Below are 14,968 nucleotides of genomic sequence, written 5' to 3' on the forward strand. Positions count from 1 at the left end.
GTGTGCGGCTTCATCCTGTCATGGGATGTCTACATCAGCTCCAGCAGGAAGGGCAGTTCCTGCGGGGCGTACCAGGCCAGTTCGTGGTCCTCGGCGTCGCCCAGGGTGAACTCGGCGTCGGGGTCGCCCAGGTCGGCGGCGTCGACCACGGCGGCGGCGGCGCGCACGGCGTCCTCGGCCTCGGGGGTGTCCAGGTGCACGGCAGCCACGACCTTCACCGGCACCGGCCCGGCCAGCTTGACCACCGCGTAGTCCAGGTCCGGGCGCAGCTCGGCGCCGTCGACGTCGGCGGAGACCACCGCGCGGCGCACCGGCGCGTCCGGGTCCTTCTCCAGCTCGGCGTTGAGCAGGCGCAGCGAGGCGCGCGCGGCGTCGAGCATCGCCGCGTACTCCAGCTCCTCGTCCCCGCCGGTGGCGTAGGACTCGCGCAGCGCCGGGGTCAGCGCGAACGCGGTGCCGCCGATCGCGGCCAGCTCACCATCGGTGCTCAGCGCCTTGAGCATGGCCACCGTCGCCGGGATGTACACCCTCACCTGATCACGCTTTCACTAGTTCTGCCAAGGAATCCCCCAGCCGCTCGGCCAGCACGTCCACATCGGACAGCGCAGCGCGGTCAGCGGTGAGGCCGAAGTAGACACCGCCGTCGTAGGAGGTGACGCCGACGGCCAGCGCCTGGTCGCGGACCAGCGGCATGACCGGGAACACCTCGGTCATCCGCGCGCCGCCCGCGTACAGCGGCGCCTGCGGGCCGGGCACGTTGGTCACCGCGAGGGTGAACCCGCGCCCCGACGCGGCCGTGCGCGCGCCCAGGGACTGCAACCCGCCCATGCGGCGCAGCACCGCGGCGGGCACCGAGTGCCGGTGCTCGCCCATCGCCTCGCTGATCGCGCGCAGCCTGCGCACCGGGTCGGGCTCGGCCAGCGGCAGGTCGATGACGTGCGGCTCGACCCTCGGCGCGTCGCTGACGGCCACCGGGGCCAGCGCGCGCACCGGGGCGATGGGCTCGCCGCGGGACATCAGCCAGGCCCGCAGCGCCCCGGCCACCACCGCGAGCACCACGTCGTTGACGGTACCGCCGTGCTCGGCCCGCACGGCGCGCAAGTCGCCCAGCCGGGCCCGCGCCACCGCGAACAGCCGCGCCCGGCCGACGGTGACCCGCAGCGGCCCGCGCTGGGTGATGCCGACCGCGTCGGTGACCGCGTCGGCGACGCGGCCGGTGGCGGCCACGACGTCGGAGACGGCCGCGCGGGCGTTCTCGACCAGCTCCGACGGGCGCAGCAGGGTGTCGGTGACGGCGTCGGCGAGCAGGCGCAGCGGGCCGGGCTGGCGGCGCGGCCGCCAGGCGGGCTCGGGGTCGTCGGCGGCCCTGGGCGACTCGTCCAGCAGGACCTGGGCGAAGTCGACGGTGCGCACGCCGTCGACCAGGGCCTGGTGGGTCTTGGTGATGAGCGCGACGTGCCCGTGGGCGAGCCCCTCGACCAGGTAGGCCTCCCACAGCGGCCTGGTCTGGTCGAGCGGGCGGGCCATCAGCCGGGCGACCAGGTCGAACAGCTGCGCGTCGCCGCCGGGGCGGGGCAGCGCCGAGCGGCGCACGTGGTGGGTGACGTCGAAGTCCGGGTCGTCCACCCACACCGGCCGGGCGAGTCTGCCGGGCACGGCGGCGACCTTCTGCCGGTAGTGCGGCACCAGCGGCAGGCGGCGCTGCACCAGCTCGACCAGGCGGGCGTAGTCGAAGCCCGACCGGGGCCGCCGGAACACCGCGACGGAGCCGACGTGCCGCGGCGTGGCCGGGTCGTCGGACGCCAGCAGGGCGGCGTCGAGCGCGGAGAGGCGGTCGGGCATTGGCTGATCCTGGCACATGCCATCCTTGACGGCTGTGGCCTCCGACACCGCATCGCCGAAAGACCGCTTCCTCACCGTGTACGGCCGCAAGCCGGTCCTGGAAGCGCTCGCCGACCGCACCCTGACCATCGACAAGGTGCTGCTGGCCGACAACGCCCGCGCCCCGGAGATCCTGCGCGCCGCCCGCGAGCGCGGCGTCGCCGTGCAGCGGGCGACCCCGCAGCGGGTGAAGGTGCTGGCGGGCAACGGCAAGCAGGACCAAGGCGTGCTGGCCGACGTCGTGGCCCCCCGCATGCGCCCGCTGGCCGCCGCGCTGGCCTCGCCCCCGCGCACGGTGCTGCTGCTCGACGGGATCACCACCCCGGCCAACGTGGGGATGATCCTGCGCACGGCGACGGCGGCCGGCGTCGGCGGGATCGTGGTGCCCCGGCGCGGGGTGGCCGGGCTGGACCCGCTGGTGGTCAAGGCGTCGGCGGGCGTGGCGTTCACCGCCCCCGTGCTGCGCTGCTACACCGCCGTGGAGGCCGCCGAGGCGCTGCGCGCGGCGGGCTACCCGCTCGTCGGCCTGGCCGCCGACGCGCGCGCCACGGTGTTCTCCGCCGAGCTGCCCCAGCGCTGCGCGTTCGTGCTGGGCGGGGAGACCAACGGGGTGTCGCCGGAGGTTCGCGCGCACGTCAGCGACTGGGTGTCGATCCCGATGGCCGGCGGTGTCGAGTCGCTGAACGTGGCCAGCGCCGCGGCGGTGCTGTGCTTCGAGCTGGTCCGCCGCTCAGAGGCCCAGCAGCGCCGATAGCTCCTCGGCGGTGGCCTCCGGGGAGGTGTGGTGGACGCCGGTCATGCCCACGGCCACCGCCCCGAGGACGAACGCGCGGATGTCGTCGACGTACACGCACGCCGCCGCGTCGACCCCGATACGGCGCGCCGCCAGCTCGTAGATGCGCTCGTCCGGTTTGCCGAAACCGACCTCGCCGGAGACCACCACGGCGTCGAACACCTCGGGCAGCCCGCCGGGCGTCCTGTCCGCATTGGACAGCAGCGCGGTTCGGAATCCCTTGACCCGGGCGGCTTCCACCGCCTCCGCGATCTCAGGATCGGTGTAGGTGCCCGCGTAGTCGACAATCAGCGCTTGGTACATCGCTCTCCAGTGGAGACAGCGCTGCCGGGGCGCGGCGAGCGCGCCCCGGCAGCGGGATGGCGGATCAGCGGCGCTTCTTGCCGCCCTTCTTGGCGTCGTCGCGGGCGGCCTGGCGACGCTCGCGGCGGGTGCCCTGGCCCGAACCCGCGGGGGCGGCGCCTGCGCCGGACTTCTCGACACCGCCGCCCTCGGCCGGACCGGAGTAGCTCAGCCGCTGCTGCTGCTGGGGCGCGCCGCCCAGGTTGCGCAGTGCGGCCGGGACCTTCTCCATCTGCGTGGTGACGGCGGCGCGCTCGGCAGCGGCGGCGTCGGCGGCGGCCTGGGCGCGGGCTTGGCGGGCCTGCATCTCGGCCTGGCGGGCCGCGGCGGCCGGGTCCTGCTGGACCTGCGGGAGCGCGGTCGGGGCGGCGGCCAGCTGCACGTTCTGCTGCTGGGGCTCCTGGGCCTCCACCTTCACGTTGAACAGGAAGGTGACCGTCTCCTCCTTCAGCGCCTCCAGCATCGTGCCGAACATCTCGTAGCCTTCGCGCTTGTACTCGATCAGCGGGTCGCGCTGGGCCATCGCGCGCAGGCCGATGCCCTCCTTGAGGTAGTCCATCTCGTAGAGGTGCTCGCGCCACTTGCGGTCCAGCACCGAGAGCATCACGCGGCGCTCCAGCTCGCGCATCGCGCCCTCGCCGACGCGGTCATCGATGTCGGCCTCGCGGGCGCGGTAGGCGTCGAGGGCGTCGCTGACCAGCACCTCGCGCAGGTACTCGTCGTCCAGGTCGCGGCCGTCTCCCTCGGCGCGCTCGGTGAGCGAGTCCCAGGTCAGGGCGATCGGGTAGAGCGCCTTGAGCGCCGACCACAGCTTGGCGTGGTCCCAGTCCTCGGCGTAGCCCTCCGACGTCGCGCCGCTCACGTAGGCGCCGACCACGTCGCTGATCATGTGCTCGACCTGGTCGTGCATGTCCTCGCCCTTGAGGATGCGCAACCGCTCGGCGTAGATCACCGTGCGCTGAAGGTTCATGACCTCGTCGTACTTGAGGACGTTCTTGCGGATCTCGTAGTTCTGCTGCTCGACCTGGGTCTGCGCGCTCTTGATCGCGCGGGTGACCATCTTGGCCTCGATGGGCTGGTCGTCGGGCACGTTGAGCACGGTCATGACGCGCTCGACCATGGCGGCGTTGAAGCGGCGCATCAGCTCATCGCCCAGCGACAGGTAGAAGCGGGACTCGCCCGGGTCGCCCTGTCGGCCGGAGCGGCCGCGCAGCTGGTTGTCGATGCGGCGGGACTCGTGGCGCTCGGTGCCCAGCACGTAGAGCCCGCCCGCCGCGCGGACGTCCTCGCGCTCGGACTCGACGTCCTTCTCGGCCTTCTCCAGCGCCGCGGGCAGCGCCGCGCGCCACTCCTCGGAGTCCGGCTCCAGGCCGCTGGTGCGCAGGTCCTCCTCGGCCATGTGCTCGGGGTTGCCGCCGAGCTTGATGTCGGTGCCTCGGCCCGCCATGTTGGTGGCGACGGTGACCGCGCCGCGGTGGCCCGCCATCGCGATGATCTCCGACTCCCGCGCGTGGTGCTTGGCGTTGAGCACGTTGTGCGGGATGGACATCTTGGTCAGCAGCTTCGACAGGTACTCCGAGCGCTCGACGCTGGTCGTGCCGACCAGGACGGGCTGGCCCTTCTCGTGCCGCTCGGCGATGTCGTCGGCGACGGCGCGGAACTTGGCTTCCTCGGTCTTGTAGATGAGGTCGGCCTGGTCGGCGCGGATCATCGGGCGGTTCGTCGGGATGGGCGTGACGCCGAGCTTGTAGGTGTTGGAGAACTCCGCGGCCTCGGTCTCGGCGGTGCCGGTCATGCCCGCGAGCTTGGTGTAGAGGCGGAAGTAGTTCTGCAGGGTGATCGTGGCCAGAGTCTGGTTCTCGGCCTTGATCTCCACCTTCTCCTTGGCCTCGATGGCCTGGTGCATGCCCTCGTTGTAGCGGCGCCCGGCCAGGATGCGGCCGGTGAACTCGTCGACGATGAGGACCTCGCCGTCGCGGACGACGTAGTCTTTGTCGCGCTTGTACAGCTCCTTGGCCTTGAGCGCGTTGTTCAGGTAGCCGACCAGCGGGGTGTTGGAGGCGTCGTAGAGGTTGTCGATGCCGAGCTGGTCCTCGATGTAGGCGACGCCCTTCTCGCTGACGCCGACGGTGCGCTTGCGCTCGTCCACCTCGTAGTGCACGTCGCGGGACATCAGCGGGATCAGCCGGGCGAACTCCTGGTACCAGCGGCTGGACTGGTCGGCCGGGCCGGAGATGATCAGCGGCGTGCGGGCCTCATCGATGAGGATCGAGTCGACCTCGTCGACGATGGCGTAGTTGTGCTTGCGCTGGACCATGTCGTCCAGGCTCCAGGCCATGTTGTCGCGCAGGTAGTCGAAGCCGAACTCGTTGTTCGTGCCGTAGGTGACGTCGCAGGCGTAGGCCTCGCGGCGCTGCTCCGGGGTCATCTCGGCCAGGATCACGCCGACTTCGAGGCCGAGGAAGCGGTGCACCCGGCCCATCCACTCGGCGTCGCGCTTGGCGAGGTAGTCGTTGGTGGTGACGACGTGGACGCCCTTGCCGGAGATGGCGTTGAGGTAGGCGGGGAGCACACAGGTCAGGGTCTTGCCCTCACCGGTCTTCATCTCCGAGACCTGCCCGAGGTGCAGTGCCGCGCCACCCATCAGCTGCACGTCGAAGGGCCGCTGGTTGAGCACCCGCTTGGCCGCCTCCCGCGCCACGGCGAACGCCTCGGGCAGCAGGTCGTCAAGGTCTTCGCCCTCGTCGTGGCGCTTGCGGAACTCGACGGTCTTGGCGGCGAGCTCGTCGTCGGTCAGGTCGACGACGTCCTCTTCGATCGAGTTGATGTGCGCGGCGATGGCGCGCAGCCGCTTGAGCATCTTGCCCTCGCCGGCGCGCAGGATTCGGGACAGCACCATCGCAGGTCGACCTCGCATAACTCGTCCGGGCACCCGCTCGCACGGGCGCACTCCTGTCGGCCATCGTAGGCAACCCGCTGCTCGTCGCGCAGGCCGCTCCGTCTGGAGCAACGGTTCGCCGCCTTACATGGTTCCGTGGTCCGGTTGCCACTTTTCCACGGGACCTGTGGATGGGTGCAGTACCTGTGGACAACTTTCTCGGCGAGCGGGCGCGAATCGGCAGTCTGGTGTCATGAGATGGCTGCGCATGATTCTTGACCTGCTGTTTCCCGCCCGGTGCGCGGGGTGCTCGGCGGCCGGGGTGGCGTGGTGCGCGCTCTGCGCGTCGTCGGCGGACGGGTTGTTCGAGGTCCGACGAACGGCGCTGCGTGGAGGTGTGCGGGCCTTCGCGGTGACGGCCTACGCGGGGCCCGCGCGGCGGCTGGTCCTGGCGTACAAGGAGCGCGGCAGGCGGGAGCTGGCCGCGGTGTTCGGGCTTGCCTTGGCCGAGGCGGTGCCGAAGGTCCTGGCCAGGACGGCCGACCAGGCCAGGGCGGGGCCGGCGGCCCGGTGCTGGCTGGTGCCCGCGCCGTCGCGGTGGACGGCGGTGCGGTCTCGCGGGGGCAACCACGTCGAGGCGGCGGCCCGGCGGGCAGCAGGCGAGCTGCGGCGTCGTGGCGTGCGGGCGGAGGTGGCTCCCGTGCTGCGCCTGCGCGGACGCGTCCGGGACTCGGTCGGCCTGTCGGGCGCGGGTCGAGCGGCCAACCTCCACGGCCGCGTCCACCTGCGCGGCACCCCACCACCCCAGGGCGAACCCACCCTCCTGGTGGACGACGTCATCACCACAGGCGCCACCGCCGCCGCCTGCGCCACCACCCTCCACCACGCCGGCGTACACACCACAGCGGTCCTGGCCCTCACAGCCACCCTCTGACCCGCCCCGCTCCGCGCCCACCTCCCCTGACTCCATCCCCACGATCCAATGCCAACGCGACCGGCGGCGTGCCCGCCGAGCGTGGCGGGCGTCGACTTGCCCTCCCTCGCATCACCTCCTTTTGTCCAGGACACCACCTCCTACCCGCAGTCCCCGTCGGCCTTCTGTCCCAGCAGGCTGGTCAGCCCAGGCGGTTGTGGGAGTCGCGGCGGATTTGGGTGGTTTGGGCGGAGACGGCGTCGATTCGGGCGGCGAGGGCGGGGTGGTCGGGGCGGAGGTGGGGGGCGGCTTCGTCGAGGGGGGTCAGGAGGTCGCCGGGGTGGGGGGTGGCCAGGGCGTCGTGGAGGGCGTCGGCGTGGTGTTGGGCGGCGGGGGCGAGGTTGGGGAGGGTGGAGATCTGGGCGGCCAGGGCGCGGAGGGTGGCGGCGTGGTCGGCGGCCCAGGCGGTGACGGCGCGGTCGCCTGCGCGGCGGTCGCGTTCGGCGCGGACCCGGGCTTCGCCGGTGGGGTGGTCCGCGTCGGGACGCAGGCGCAGGTAGCGGCGTTCGGCGGCTTGCCTGCTGGCGACGCCGAGAGCGGGGGCGAGACTGGCCCAGCTGGTGCCGAGGGCACGGGCCGAGGCGATGAGCCGAGGTTCCAGGTCGCTCAGCTGGGCGCGCAGCGATCGCAGAACGACCAGCGCGGCGAGGATCTGCTCGCCATCGGGCGGAGGACCCGTGGAGGCGGCCAAGCCGTCGCCCGCGGTTCCGGACTCACCGGGAAGTCCGGCCGGTCCGGCGACACGTCCGGGACCACCAGTGTCGCCCGCGCCTGCGTTCTCGGCGCTGGCGGCAACCGCGTTGAGCAGGGCGAAAGCGGAGAGATCGCCGTAACGCGCCTGGAGGCCGGCCTGCGCTCGATCGCCCTCACCGGAAGGCACACCATCCGACATGTCATCACTCCGTTGACGGTCAACTTGTCATCGTTCTGACGACATGCTACAACAGTGCCGTGCCGCATTGACTCCAACTGACTCAGGAGGTGGACCGGACATGTTGATGCGCACCGATCCGTTCCGGGAGCTCGACCGGCTGACCCACCACGTGTTCGGCACGTGGTCCAAGCCCGCGACGATGCCGATGGACGCCTACCGGCAGGGTGACGAGTTCGTCGTCGTGTTCGACCTGCCCGGTGTCTCACCCGAGGCCATCGACCTCGACGTCGAGCGCAACGTGCTGACCGTCAAGGCCGAGCGGCGACCCGTCGAGGTCGCCGACGGGGTGCAGACCCAGATCTCCGAGCGACCGCACGGCGTGTTCTCCCGCCAGCTGTTCCTCGGCGACACCCTCGACGCCGACGGCATCCGCGCCGACTACGCCGACGGCGTGCTGACGCTGCGCGTCCCCGTCGCCGCCCGGGCCAAGCCGCGCAAGATCGCCGTGGGCCGCCACGACGGGACGCCGCGGGTCGACCCGGGGTCCGAGAACCACCGGCAGATCGACGCGTGATCCCAGCGAGCCGGGTGGGCGGTGCGCCGTCCGCCCGGCTCCCTCCCCGACGAGCGTGAGATGACCACCCCCGACTGGATCTTCCGCGGCGCCGACGCCGCCGAACCGGACCTGCGCGCCTACCTCGCCGCCGTCGCCGCCGAAGTCGGCGTGGGCCCCGAGTCGGCCACCGTCGACCTCGGGCCGCCGCTCTCGGCCTACCTGGCCGTCGACCACCGCCTGCCCGGGCACCCCGACCGCGACGCCGCGCTGCTCTGGAGTGAGCGGTACGGCTGGGCCGTCGCCGTGGAGACCCACTCCCGCGAGGACCTGATCATCGTCGGCCACCTCGGCGCGCCCGCCGTGCCGCCGCCCGCGCGGGTGGCGCGCTTCCTCGCCGACGCCGTCCGCGGCGGCGGCGCGTCCCCGCAACCGCCGCCCGTCGACCCGCACGCGGCCCGCCTTCTCGCGGCCTACCGGCCCGTCCCCGTCGCGTCCTAGTCGGAGCGTTCGCTCGGCGGGATTGTTGATCTCCCACTAGCTTGGGAAGGAATGCGGCACGAGGGAGCAAGTGATCGACGAGCCCGACGGGCTCGCGGTCCGGTGAGCCCGGGACGCCCTGCCCCTTCCCACATCGCGAGACAATCGCATACACCCACACGAGTGAATGCCGACCGGGAACCTTCGCCGCGGCCCGACCGTTGGCCGGTTATGGACCGCCGAACCGAGCCGGAGTGGGGCAAGCGGGTCGCCGCGCCCCGGCTGATCGGCGGTTTCCGTTACTACACCCGACAGCACACCGCCATGGGCCATGCCGGTGAAGCCCGGTACACCCGTCCGGCGTCGCCGCTGGGCCCAGGGCCTTCGGTACCTGGTCGGTCGTCGCGTGGCGTGACTTCCGGGGCGCGGGTGATGTCCCCCGCCCCGGGGGCTGTTGCGGAACCGAAACCAGGGCTACCGTGCTGCGCTATCAGCATCCCGGTTCGCGGGGAGGAGGCGAGTAGCCCATGACCCTGGCGCCGGAGGCGCGTTGACCGCCCTCCTGGAATCCGATCCAGGACATGTCCGGTGCCGCAGGGAGAGATCGGCGGAGATCCACCAGCTCGCCCACAGCGAGGGAGGTCGTGTATGGACATCGTGGTTAAAGGCCGTAACGTCGAGGTGCCCGATCACTACCGAGTGCACGTCGAGGACAAACTCAGCCGGATGGAGCGGTACGACCGCAAGGTCATCCGCTTCGACGTCGAGCTGTACCACGAGCCCAATCGCAGGCAGCACAAGAACTGCCAGCGGGTTGAGATCACCGGCAAGGGCAAGGGCCCTGCCGTCCGGGCCGAAGCCTGCGCGGGCGACTTCTACGCCGCGCTGGACATGGCCGTGGCCAAGTTGGAGAACCGCATGCGCCGCCTGCACGACCGCAGGCGTGTGCACCACGGGCGCCGCAGCCCGGCCTCGGTCGCCGAGGCGACCGCCAACCTCCCCGCCACCAACGGCCGGCTGGTGGCCAGGACAGCCGTCCTGGACGCCCCCGCCTACGACGACAGCGCCACGGCCGACGTGCCGGAGCAGCGCTGGGACGAGGTCGCCGAGAACCTCCCCGGGCGGATCATGCGGGAGAAGGAACACCCGGCCAAGCCCATGACAGTGGACCAGGCCCTCTACGAGATGGAACTCGTGGGCCACGACTTCTACCTCTTCGCCGACGCCGACTCCGGCCAGCCCTGCGTGGTGTACCGCCGCAAGGGCTTCGACTACGGCGTCATCAAGCTGGTCTGACCGTCCGCCGCGGGTTCCGGGGTCGGTGGAGGCCCCGGAATCCCTTTATCCCCAACGGTTCCTCTATCCCCAACGGTTCCGCGACGACGGCTACCCCGGGTAGAACGGCACGGACGCCGCGCTGCCCTGGGGGTCGTTGAGGAAGGCGCTGCTCTGCGAGGACGCCGACCACAGGTCTACCTGGTCGGCGACGACGACCGGCCTGCTGGGCGCGGCGGCCACCGCCTTGATCGGCAGGGTCAGGTTGCCGACCTGGAACGGCGTCGTGTCGAAGCCGTCCAGGGGCACCGACACCACCGCGGCGCCCGCCATGGTCGTGCCGACGACCAGCGCGGTGCGTTCGTTCCAGTCCAGGCCGACGACCTGGCGCAGCTTGTCGAACTGCAGGGTGCGCGGTGAGCTGACGACGACCGAGTCGCCGGTGCGCACGATGGCGGCCACCTTGACCTGGCCGTTGACCACCGCGGCCAGGCGCACCCCGTCGCGGGAGAGGCGCAGCTCGGTGACCCGCCCGCCGCCGCGGACCAGCTCGGTGGCGTTGACCGGCAGCACGCTCCACCCGCTGGTGGTGCGCACCGCGCGCACGACCGTCGTCTCGTTGAGGACGGTCCACACCTCGTTGCCCGCCTCGCCCTCCTCGCTGCCCGGTGTCCACGTGGGACGGGTCAGCGAGCGGGCGCGGTCGAGGCTGACCGCCTGCAGCTCCTCGCCGGCGGGCCCGACGCGCAGGCGGACGCCGCCCGGCGCGCGCTCGACCACGGCGAGATGGCTGCCGTCGAGGGACTGGGCGGCGCTGACGAGGTCGTAGGAGCCCGCGCCGGTCGGGCCCTCGATGGGCTTGCCGTCGCGCAGCGAGACGACCTTGCGCCCCTCGACGGCCAGGCCCGGCAGGTCCGACTTGGGGTTGGCGAGCACGTCGTAGGCGGGCAGGTCGTCGGCCCGCCAGTCCTGGCGGTCCGGCACGAGCGCGCTGTCGTTGTCGAGGATGCGCAGCTTGTTGAAGGTGACCGCGCTGAGCGAGCGGACGATCTGGGCGACCATGCGCTCGCGCTCCTCGGGGCCCTTGTCGCCGAGGTTGGTCAGGTTGATCCGGACCGCGTTGTCGCTGTCGAGCACCACATTGGTGTGCAGGGAGACGCCGTCCAGCGCGGAGACCACCGCGCCCGCCAGGCTCTGCGACGGGCCCTTCAGCAGCATGTCCACCACCTCGACCTCCATGCCGCCGTCGGTCAGCTCGGAGACCCACCGCGGGTCCGGCACGAGCACCTTCTGCGCCGGGTCGAAGAACTGCAGGTCGACCCGCCGGTAGGCGGTGGTGAAGCGGGTCTTGGTGATGACCCTGGCCGAGGGCAGCTCGGCGATGCGCCACTGCTGGTCGGGCTGGCGCTTCAGGACGAACCGGTAGGAGCGGGCCGGGGCCTCGACGGTCGGGTAGTAGGTGCCCTCCTGGCGGAGCCTGCCGACCTCGGTCGCGTTCACCTGGATGACCTTGACGTTCACGTCGGGGGTCTCGGCGACGCCGGTGGGCGGCACGACCGGCGGGGTGGAGTAGTTCGGGTCGATGATGATCGGCGGCTCGGTGCCGAGCCAGCCGTCGCGGATCTCCGGGGCGAGGTAGGTCCGCGCGGCGGCGATGTTGCCCGCGTTGTCGATGAAGCCGCGGACCAGGGAGAACTCGTCCAGGTCCCGGGCGGGACCGGCGACCGTTCCGCCCGACGGCTGCCTGTCCTCCTTCACCATCACCTTGGGCTGGGTGTTGGCGGGGATCGTGGCGCAGCCCGCGAGCAGGACGACGGCGAGCAGCGCGGGGAACAGGCGGGTCACGGGAACGCCTCCTCGATCACGGGCTCGGGGTCGGGGGTGTCGACGGGCGGCAGCGGCAGCGGGCTGGTGGCGAAGTCGACGCCCTGCACGCGCGGCACGGTGAGCCGGAAGCAGGCGCCCGTGCCGGGCTCGCCCCAGGCGTCGAGGCCGCCGCCGTGCAGGCGGGCGTCCTCCAGGCTGATGGCCAGGCCGAGGCCGGTGCCGCCGGTCTGGCGGTTGCGCGAGGCGTCGGCCCGCCAGAACCGGTTGAACACGAGTTCGGCCTCGCCGGGACGCAGCCCGACGCCGTGGTCGCGGACGGTGATGGCGACGGCGTCGTCGCTGGCGGCCATGCGTAGCTCGACGGGCCTGCCGTCGGCGTGGTCGACGGCGTTGCCGAGCAGGTTGCGCAGGATGCGCTCGATGCGCCGCGGTTCGACCTCGGCGAGGACGTACTCGTCGGGCAGGTCGATCACCAGGTCGGTGCCGGTGTTGCCCGCGATGACCCGGACGGAGTCCACGGCGCGGCGGACGATGACGCGCAGGTCGGTCTCGTCGGCGACCAGTTCCTCGACGCCCGCGTCCAGCCGGGAGATCTCCAGCAGGTCGGCGAGCAGCGTCTCGAAGCGGTCCAGCTCGTCGACCAGCAGCTCGGTGGAGCGGGCCAGCCCGGCGGGGAACTGCTTGCGGGAGGCGTGCAGCACGTCGGCGGCCATGCGCACGGTCGTCAGCGGGGTGCGCAGCTCGTGGCTGACGTCGGAGGTGAAGCGGCGCTGGAGCTGGCCGAAGTCCTCCAGCTGGCGGATCTGGCGCTGGATGCTCTCGGCCATCTCGTTGTAGGACTGGGCCAGGCGGGCGACGTCGTCCTCGCCGACGACCACCATCCGCTCGTCCAGCTCGCCCTCGGCGAAGCGCTCGGCGGCCCTGGCCGCGCGGCGCACCGGCATGACGACTTGTCGGGTGACCAGGTTCGTGATGCCCGCCAGCAGCGCGAGCAGCACCAGACCGCCGATGATCAGCGTGTTCTGCACGACGGCGACGGTGGCCTGCTCACCGGAGAGCGGGTAGAGCATGTAGAGCTGCACGGCGGGCGGCGAGGTGGTGACGGTCGTGCCCATGATCAGGTAGGTGACCGCCTGGCCGTCGCGGGTGACGGTGACGTTCTGCCCGATGACCTCGTTCTGCGCGTTCTGCACGAAGCGGCGCAGCTCCAGCGGCACGTCCTCGTACGGCCCGGCCTCGAACACCGCCCCGCTGAGCGCGGTGCTGGCCAGCACCGGCTCGAAGGCGCCCGCCGAGCCGATGCCGCCCTCGCTGGAGCCGGAGCTGGTGATCTTGTTGAGGGCGTTGTTGAGCCTGCTCGACAGGTCGCCGGTGGACTGCGAGATGCCCGCCAGCTCGCGCTGGGTGGTCTGGGCCAGCTCACTGGTCAGGTTCCCGGCGTTGCGCTCCTTGACCGCGACGAGCTGCAGGGTGATCTGGCTCTGCAGGACCATGCCGAGCACGAAGATCACCGCGGAGCCGAGCGCCAGCGTGCTGACCACGACCCGCAGTTGCAGCGAGCGCCGCCAGAGCACGCCGAAGGCCGTCGAGCGCCTGCGCGCGGACGCGGCCAAGCGGGCCGCGAAGGACACCGCGGCCCTGGCCTTGCGCTCGACGAAGTCCGTCACCTCGCGGTCACCTCGACATCACCGCGGGTCTCACGGAGGGCCCGCCTTGTAGCCGACGCCGCGCACCGTCAGCACGACCTCCGGGTGCTCGGGGTCGCGCTCGACCTTGGAGCGCAGGCGCTGCACGTGCACGTTGACCAGCCGCGTGTCGGCGGCGTGCCGGTAGCCCCAGACCTGCTCGAGCAGGACCTCGCGGGTGAACACCTGGCGCGGCTTGCGGGCCAGCGCGACGAGCAGGTCGAACTCCAGCGGGGTGAGCTGGATGGCCTTGCCGTCGCGGGTGACCTCGTGGCCGGGCACGTCGATGGTGAGGTCGCCGATGGCCAGCACCTCGGCGGGCTCGGACTCGGTGCGGCGCAGCCGGGCGCGCACGCGGGCGACCAACTCCTTGGGCTTGAACGGCTTGACCACGTAGTCGTCGGCGCCGGACTCCAGGCCGAGCACTATGTCGACGGTGTCGCTCTTGGCGGTGAGCATGACGATCGGCACGCCGGACTCGCCGCGGATCGCCTTGCACACGTCGATGCCGTTCATGCCGGGCAGCATGAGGTCGAGCAGGACGAGGTCGGGTTTCAGCTCCCGCAGGGCGGGCAGCGCCCGGGAGCCGTCGGCCACCACCGCGGTCTCGAAGCCCTCGCCGCGCAGCACGATGGTCAGCATCTCCGCCAGGGCGGGATCGTCGTCCACAACCAGCACACGTGCCTTCATGGACACATATTCGCACTGGTGGGCCTCGGCGTGTCGACCGCCTCAGGCGAGCAGCGCGTCGGCGAGCTCCCCGGTGTCGGCCCCGCGGGCCCCGTCGACCACGTGCCAGGGCGAGAGCCAGGCCGCGGCGGCCAGCTGGTCGTAGACCCCGGCGCACCGCGATTGCAGTCCGCCGTCGGCCTCCCAGGTGTCGCGGGCGCGCTCGCCGCTGTCCTCGCGGTGGCGGGCGCGCTCGGCGGCGAGGTCGGCGGTGACACGCAGCAGCAGCTGCGCGTGCGGGACCGGCATGCCGAAGCGCTCGACCTCGATGGCGCGCACCCACTCGGCGAACGCGCCGTCGGCGCCCTCGTGCAGGCGGGCGGCCCCGTAGGCGGCGTTGGAGGCGACGTAGCGGTCGAGCAGGACGACGTCGTGGGTGTCCAGGTCGGCGAGCAGCCGCTCACGCGCGCCGAGGCGGTCCAGGGCGTAGAGCACGCCCATGCCGTAGACCTCGTCGCCGAGGCCGCCCAGCTCGCCGTGCAGCCCGGCGCGCACGAGGTCGGCGGTCACCGAGGCCCCATAGCGCGGGAAGGCGTGCTTGGCCACCCCCGCGCCGCGCTCGGCGAACGCGGCGACGAGCTTGTCGGTCAGGGTGCGCTTGCCCGCCCCGTCCAGTCCCTCGATCACGATGAGTCGGCCCACGCGCCAACCCTAGCGGCGTTCACCGGCGGGGTCGGC

At 72.2% G+C, this 14,968-nt stretch carries 14 protein-coding genes; 5 read left to right on the plus strand and 9 right to left on the minus strand.

Annotated elements, in window-relative coordinates; translation table 11 throughout:
• Positions 1 to 29: 29 nt before the first annotated feature.
• Complete coding sequence (locus ACFPM7_RS28430) at positions 30 to 533, minus strand: DUF6912 family protein (RefSeq protein ID WP_378250896.1); 504 nt, start codon at positions 531 to 533, stop codon at positions 30 to 32.
• Between the two features lie 4 nt (positions 534 to 537).
• Positions 538 to 1,842, minus strand: a complete 1,305-nt coding sequence (locus ACFPM7_RS28435) for a wax ester/triacylglycerol synthase family O-acyltransferase (RefSeq protein ID WP_378250898.1) — start codon at positions 1,840 to 1,842, stop codon at positions 538 to 540.
• A 34-nt stretch (positions 1,843 to 1,876) separates the two neighbouring features.
• Here ACFPM7_RS28435 and ACFPM7_RS28440 point away from each other — a divergent pair, with 34 nt between their 5' ends.
• Positions 1,877 to 2,635: a TrmH family RNA methyltransferase gene (locus tag ACFPM7_RS28440; RefSeq protein ID WP_378250899.1), complete on the plus strand. Its 759-nt coding sequence runs from the start codon at positions 1,877 to 1,879 to the stop codon at positions 2,633 to 2,635.
• On the opposite strand, the gene ACFPM7_RS28445 is transcribed toward ACFPM7_RS28440, so the two are convergent.
• On the minus strand, positions 2,612 to 2,977 hold the full coding sequence (locus tag ACFPM7_RS28445) for an HAD-IA family hydrolase (RefSeq protein ID WP_378250900.1): 366 nt from the start codon (positions 2,975 to 2,977) through the stop codon (positions 2,612 to 2,614). The two genes, ACFPM7_RS28440 and ACFPM7_RS28445, sit on opposite strands and share 24 nt — an antisense overlap.
• A 64-nt stretch (positions 2,978 to 3,041) precedes the next feature.
• Positions 3,042 to 5,915, minus strand: a complete 2,874-nt coding sequence (gene secA, locus ACFPM7_RS28450) for a preprotein translocase subunit SecA (protein WP_378250901.1) — start codon at positions 5,913 to 5,915, stop codon at positions 3,042 to 3,044.
• Between the two features lie 232 nt (positions 5,916 to 6,147).
• Here secA and ACFPM7_RS28455 point away from each other — a divergent pair, with 232 nt between their 5' ends.
• Positions 6,148 to 6,828 carry a ComF family protein gene (locus tag ACFPM7_RS28455; RefSeq protein WP_378250903.1) on the plus strand — a complete coding sequence of 227 codons (681 nt, stop codon included), beginning with the start codon at positions 6,148 to 6,150 and terminating at the stop codon, positions 6,826 to 6,828.
• A gap of 181 nt (positions 6,829 to 7,009) precedes the next feature.
• Here the strand turns inward: ACFPM7_RS28455 and ACFPM7_RS28460 are convergent, their stop codons facing one another.
• Positions 7,010 to 7,759, minus strand: a complete 750-nt coding sequence (locus ACFPM7_RS28460) for a serine/threonine-protein kinase (RefSeq protein WP_378250904.1) — start codon at positions 7,757 to 7,759, stop codon at positions 7,010 to 7,012.
• Between the two features lie 100 nt (positions 7,760 to 7,859).
• Here ACFPM7_RS28460 and ACFPM7_RS28465 point away from each other — a divergent pair, with 100 nt between their 5' ends.
• The 3 genes from ACFPM7_RS28465 to hpf all read left to right on the plus strand — a co-directional run bounded on the left by ACFPM7_RS28465 (position 7,860) and on the right by hpf (position 10,070).
• Positions 7,860 to 8,315, plus strand: coding sequence for an Hsp20/alpha crystallin family protein (locus ACFPM7_RS28465; RefSeq protein ID WP_378250905.1), 456 nt, complete (start codon positions 7,860 to 7,862; stop codon positions 8,313 to 8,315).
• A 60-nt stretch (positions 8,316 to 8,375) separates the two neighbouring features.
• Positions 8,376 to 8,795: a DUF6292 family protein gene (locus tag ACFPM7_RS28470; RefSeq protein WP_378250906.1), complete on the plus strand. Its 420-nt coding sequence runs from the start codon at positions 8,376 to 8,378 to the stop codon at positions 8,793 to 8,795.
• Between the two features lie 627 nt (positions 8,796 to 9,422).
• The gene (gene hpf, locus ACFPM7_RS28475; protein ID WP_378250907.1) at positions 9,423 to 10,070 is read left to right on the plus strand and encodes a ribosome hibernation-promoting factor, HPF/YfiA family; all 648 of its coding nucleotides are present in this window, start codon (positions 9,423 to 9,425) and stop codon (positions 10,068 to 10,070) included.
• A gap of 90 nt (positions 10,071 to 10,160) precedes the next feature.
• On the opposite strand, the gene ACFPM7_RS28480 is transcribed toward hpf, so the two are convergent.
• Genes ACFPM7_RS28480 through ACFPM7_RS28495 form a run of 4 tightly spaced genes read right to left on the minus strand, consistent with a single transcriptional unit; the run spans position 10,161 to position 14,932 of the window.
• Positions 10,161 to 11,894 carry an LpqB family beta-propeller domain-containing protein gene (locus ACFPM7_RS28480; protein ID WP_378250909.1) on the minus strand — a complete coding sequence of 578 codons (1,734 nt, stop codon included), beginning with the start codon at positions 11,892 to 11,894 and terminating at the stop codon, positions 10,161 to 10,163.
• Complete coding sequence (mtrB, locus tag ACFPM7_RS28485; RefSeq protein ID WP_378250910.1) at positions 11,891 to 13,543, minus strand: MtrAB system histidine kinase MtrB; 1,653 nt, start codon at positions 13,541 to 13,543, stop codon at positions 11,891 to 11,893. The genes ACFPM7_RS28480 and mtrB overlap by 4 nt, the downstream gene beginning before the upstream one ends.
• A gap of 30 nt (positions 13,544 to 13,573) precedes the next feature.
• Positions 13,574 to 14,251: an MtrAB system response regulator MtrA gene (mtrA, locus tag ACFPM7_RS28490; protein WP_378250912.1), complete on the minus strand. Its 678-nt coding sequence runs from the start codon at positions 14,249 to 14,251 to the stop codon at positions 13,574 to 13,576.
• A 42-nt stretch (positions 14,252 to 14,293) separates the two neighbouring features.
• Complete coding sequence (locus tag ACFPM7_RS28495; protein ID WP_378250913.1) at positions 14,294 to 14,932, minus strand: dTMP kinase; 639 nt, start codon at positions 14,930 to 14,932, stop codon at positions 14,294 to 14,296.
• Positions 14,933 to 14,968 lie beyond the last annotated feature (36 nt).

Source organism: Actinokineospora guangxiensis, assembly GCF_042657845.1.
GTDB lineage: Bacteria > Actinomycetota > Actinomycetes > Mycobacteriales > Pseudonocardiaceae > Actinokineospora > Actinokineospora guangxiensis.

Bases quoted from the DNA above. Each gene is read 5' to 3' on its own strand.
- ACFPM7_RS28435 (WP_378250898.1), bottom strand. From the start codon at position 1,842: ATGCCCGACCGCCTCTCCGCGCTCGACGCCGCCCTGCTGGCGTCCGAC.
- ACFPM7_RS28445 (WP_378250900.1), bottom strand. From the start codon at position 2,977: ATGTACCAAGCGCTGATTGTCGACTACGCGGGCACCTACACCGATCCT.
- secA (WP_378250901.1), bottom strand. From the start codon at position 5,915: ATGGTGCTGTCCCGAATCCTGCGCGCCGGCGAGGGCAAGATGCTCAAG.
- ACFPM7_RS28455 (WP_378250903.1), top strand. From the start codon at position 6,148: ATGAGATGGCTGCGCATGATTCTTGACCTGCTGTTTCCCGCCCGGTGC.
- ACFPM7_RS28460 (WP_378250904.1), bottom strand. From the start codon at position 7,759: ATGTCGGATGGTGTGCCTTCCGGTGAGGGCGATCGAGCGCAGGCCGGC.
- ACFPM7_RS28465 (WP_378250905.1), top strand. From the start codon at position 7,860: ATGTTGATGCGCACCGATCCGTTCCGGGAGCTCGACCGGCTGACCCAC.
- ACFPM7_RS28470 (WP_378250906.1), top strand. From the start codon at position 8,376: ATGACCACCCCCGACTGGATCTTCCGCGGCGCCGACGCCGCCGAACCG.
- hpf (WP_378250907.1), top strand. From the start codon at position 9,423: ATGGACATCGTGGTTAAAGGCCGTAACGTCGAGGTGCCCGATCACTAC.
- mtrA (WP_378250912.1), bottom strand. From the start codon at position 14,251: ATGAAGGCACGTGTGCTGGTTGTGGACGACGATCCCGCCCTGGCGGAG.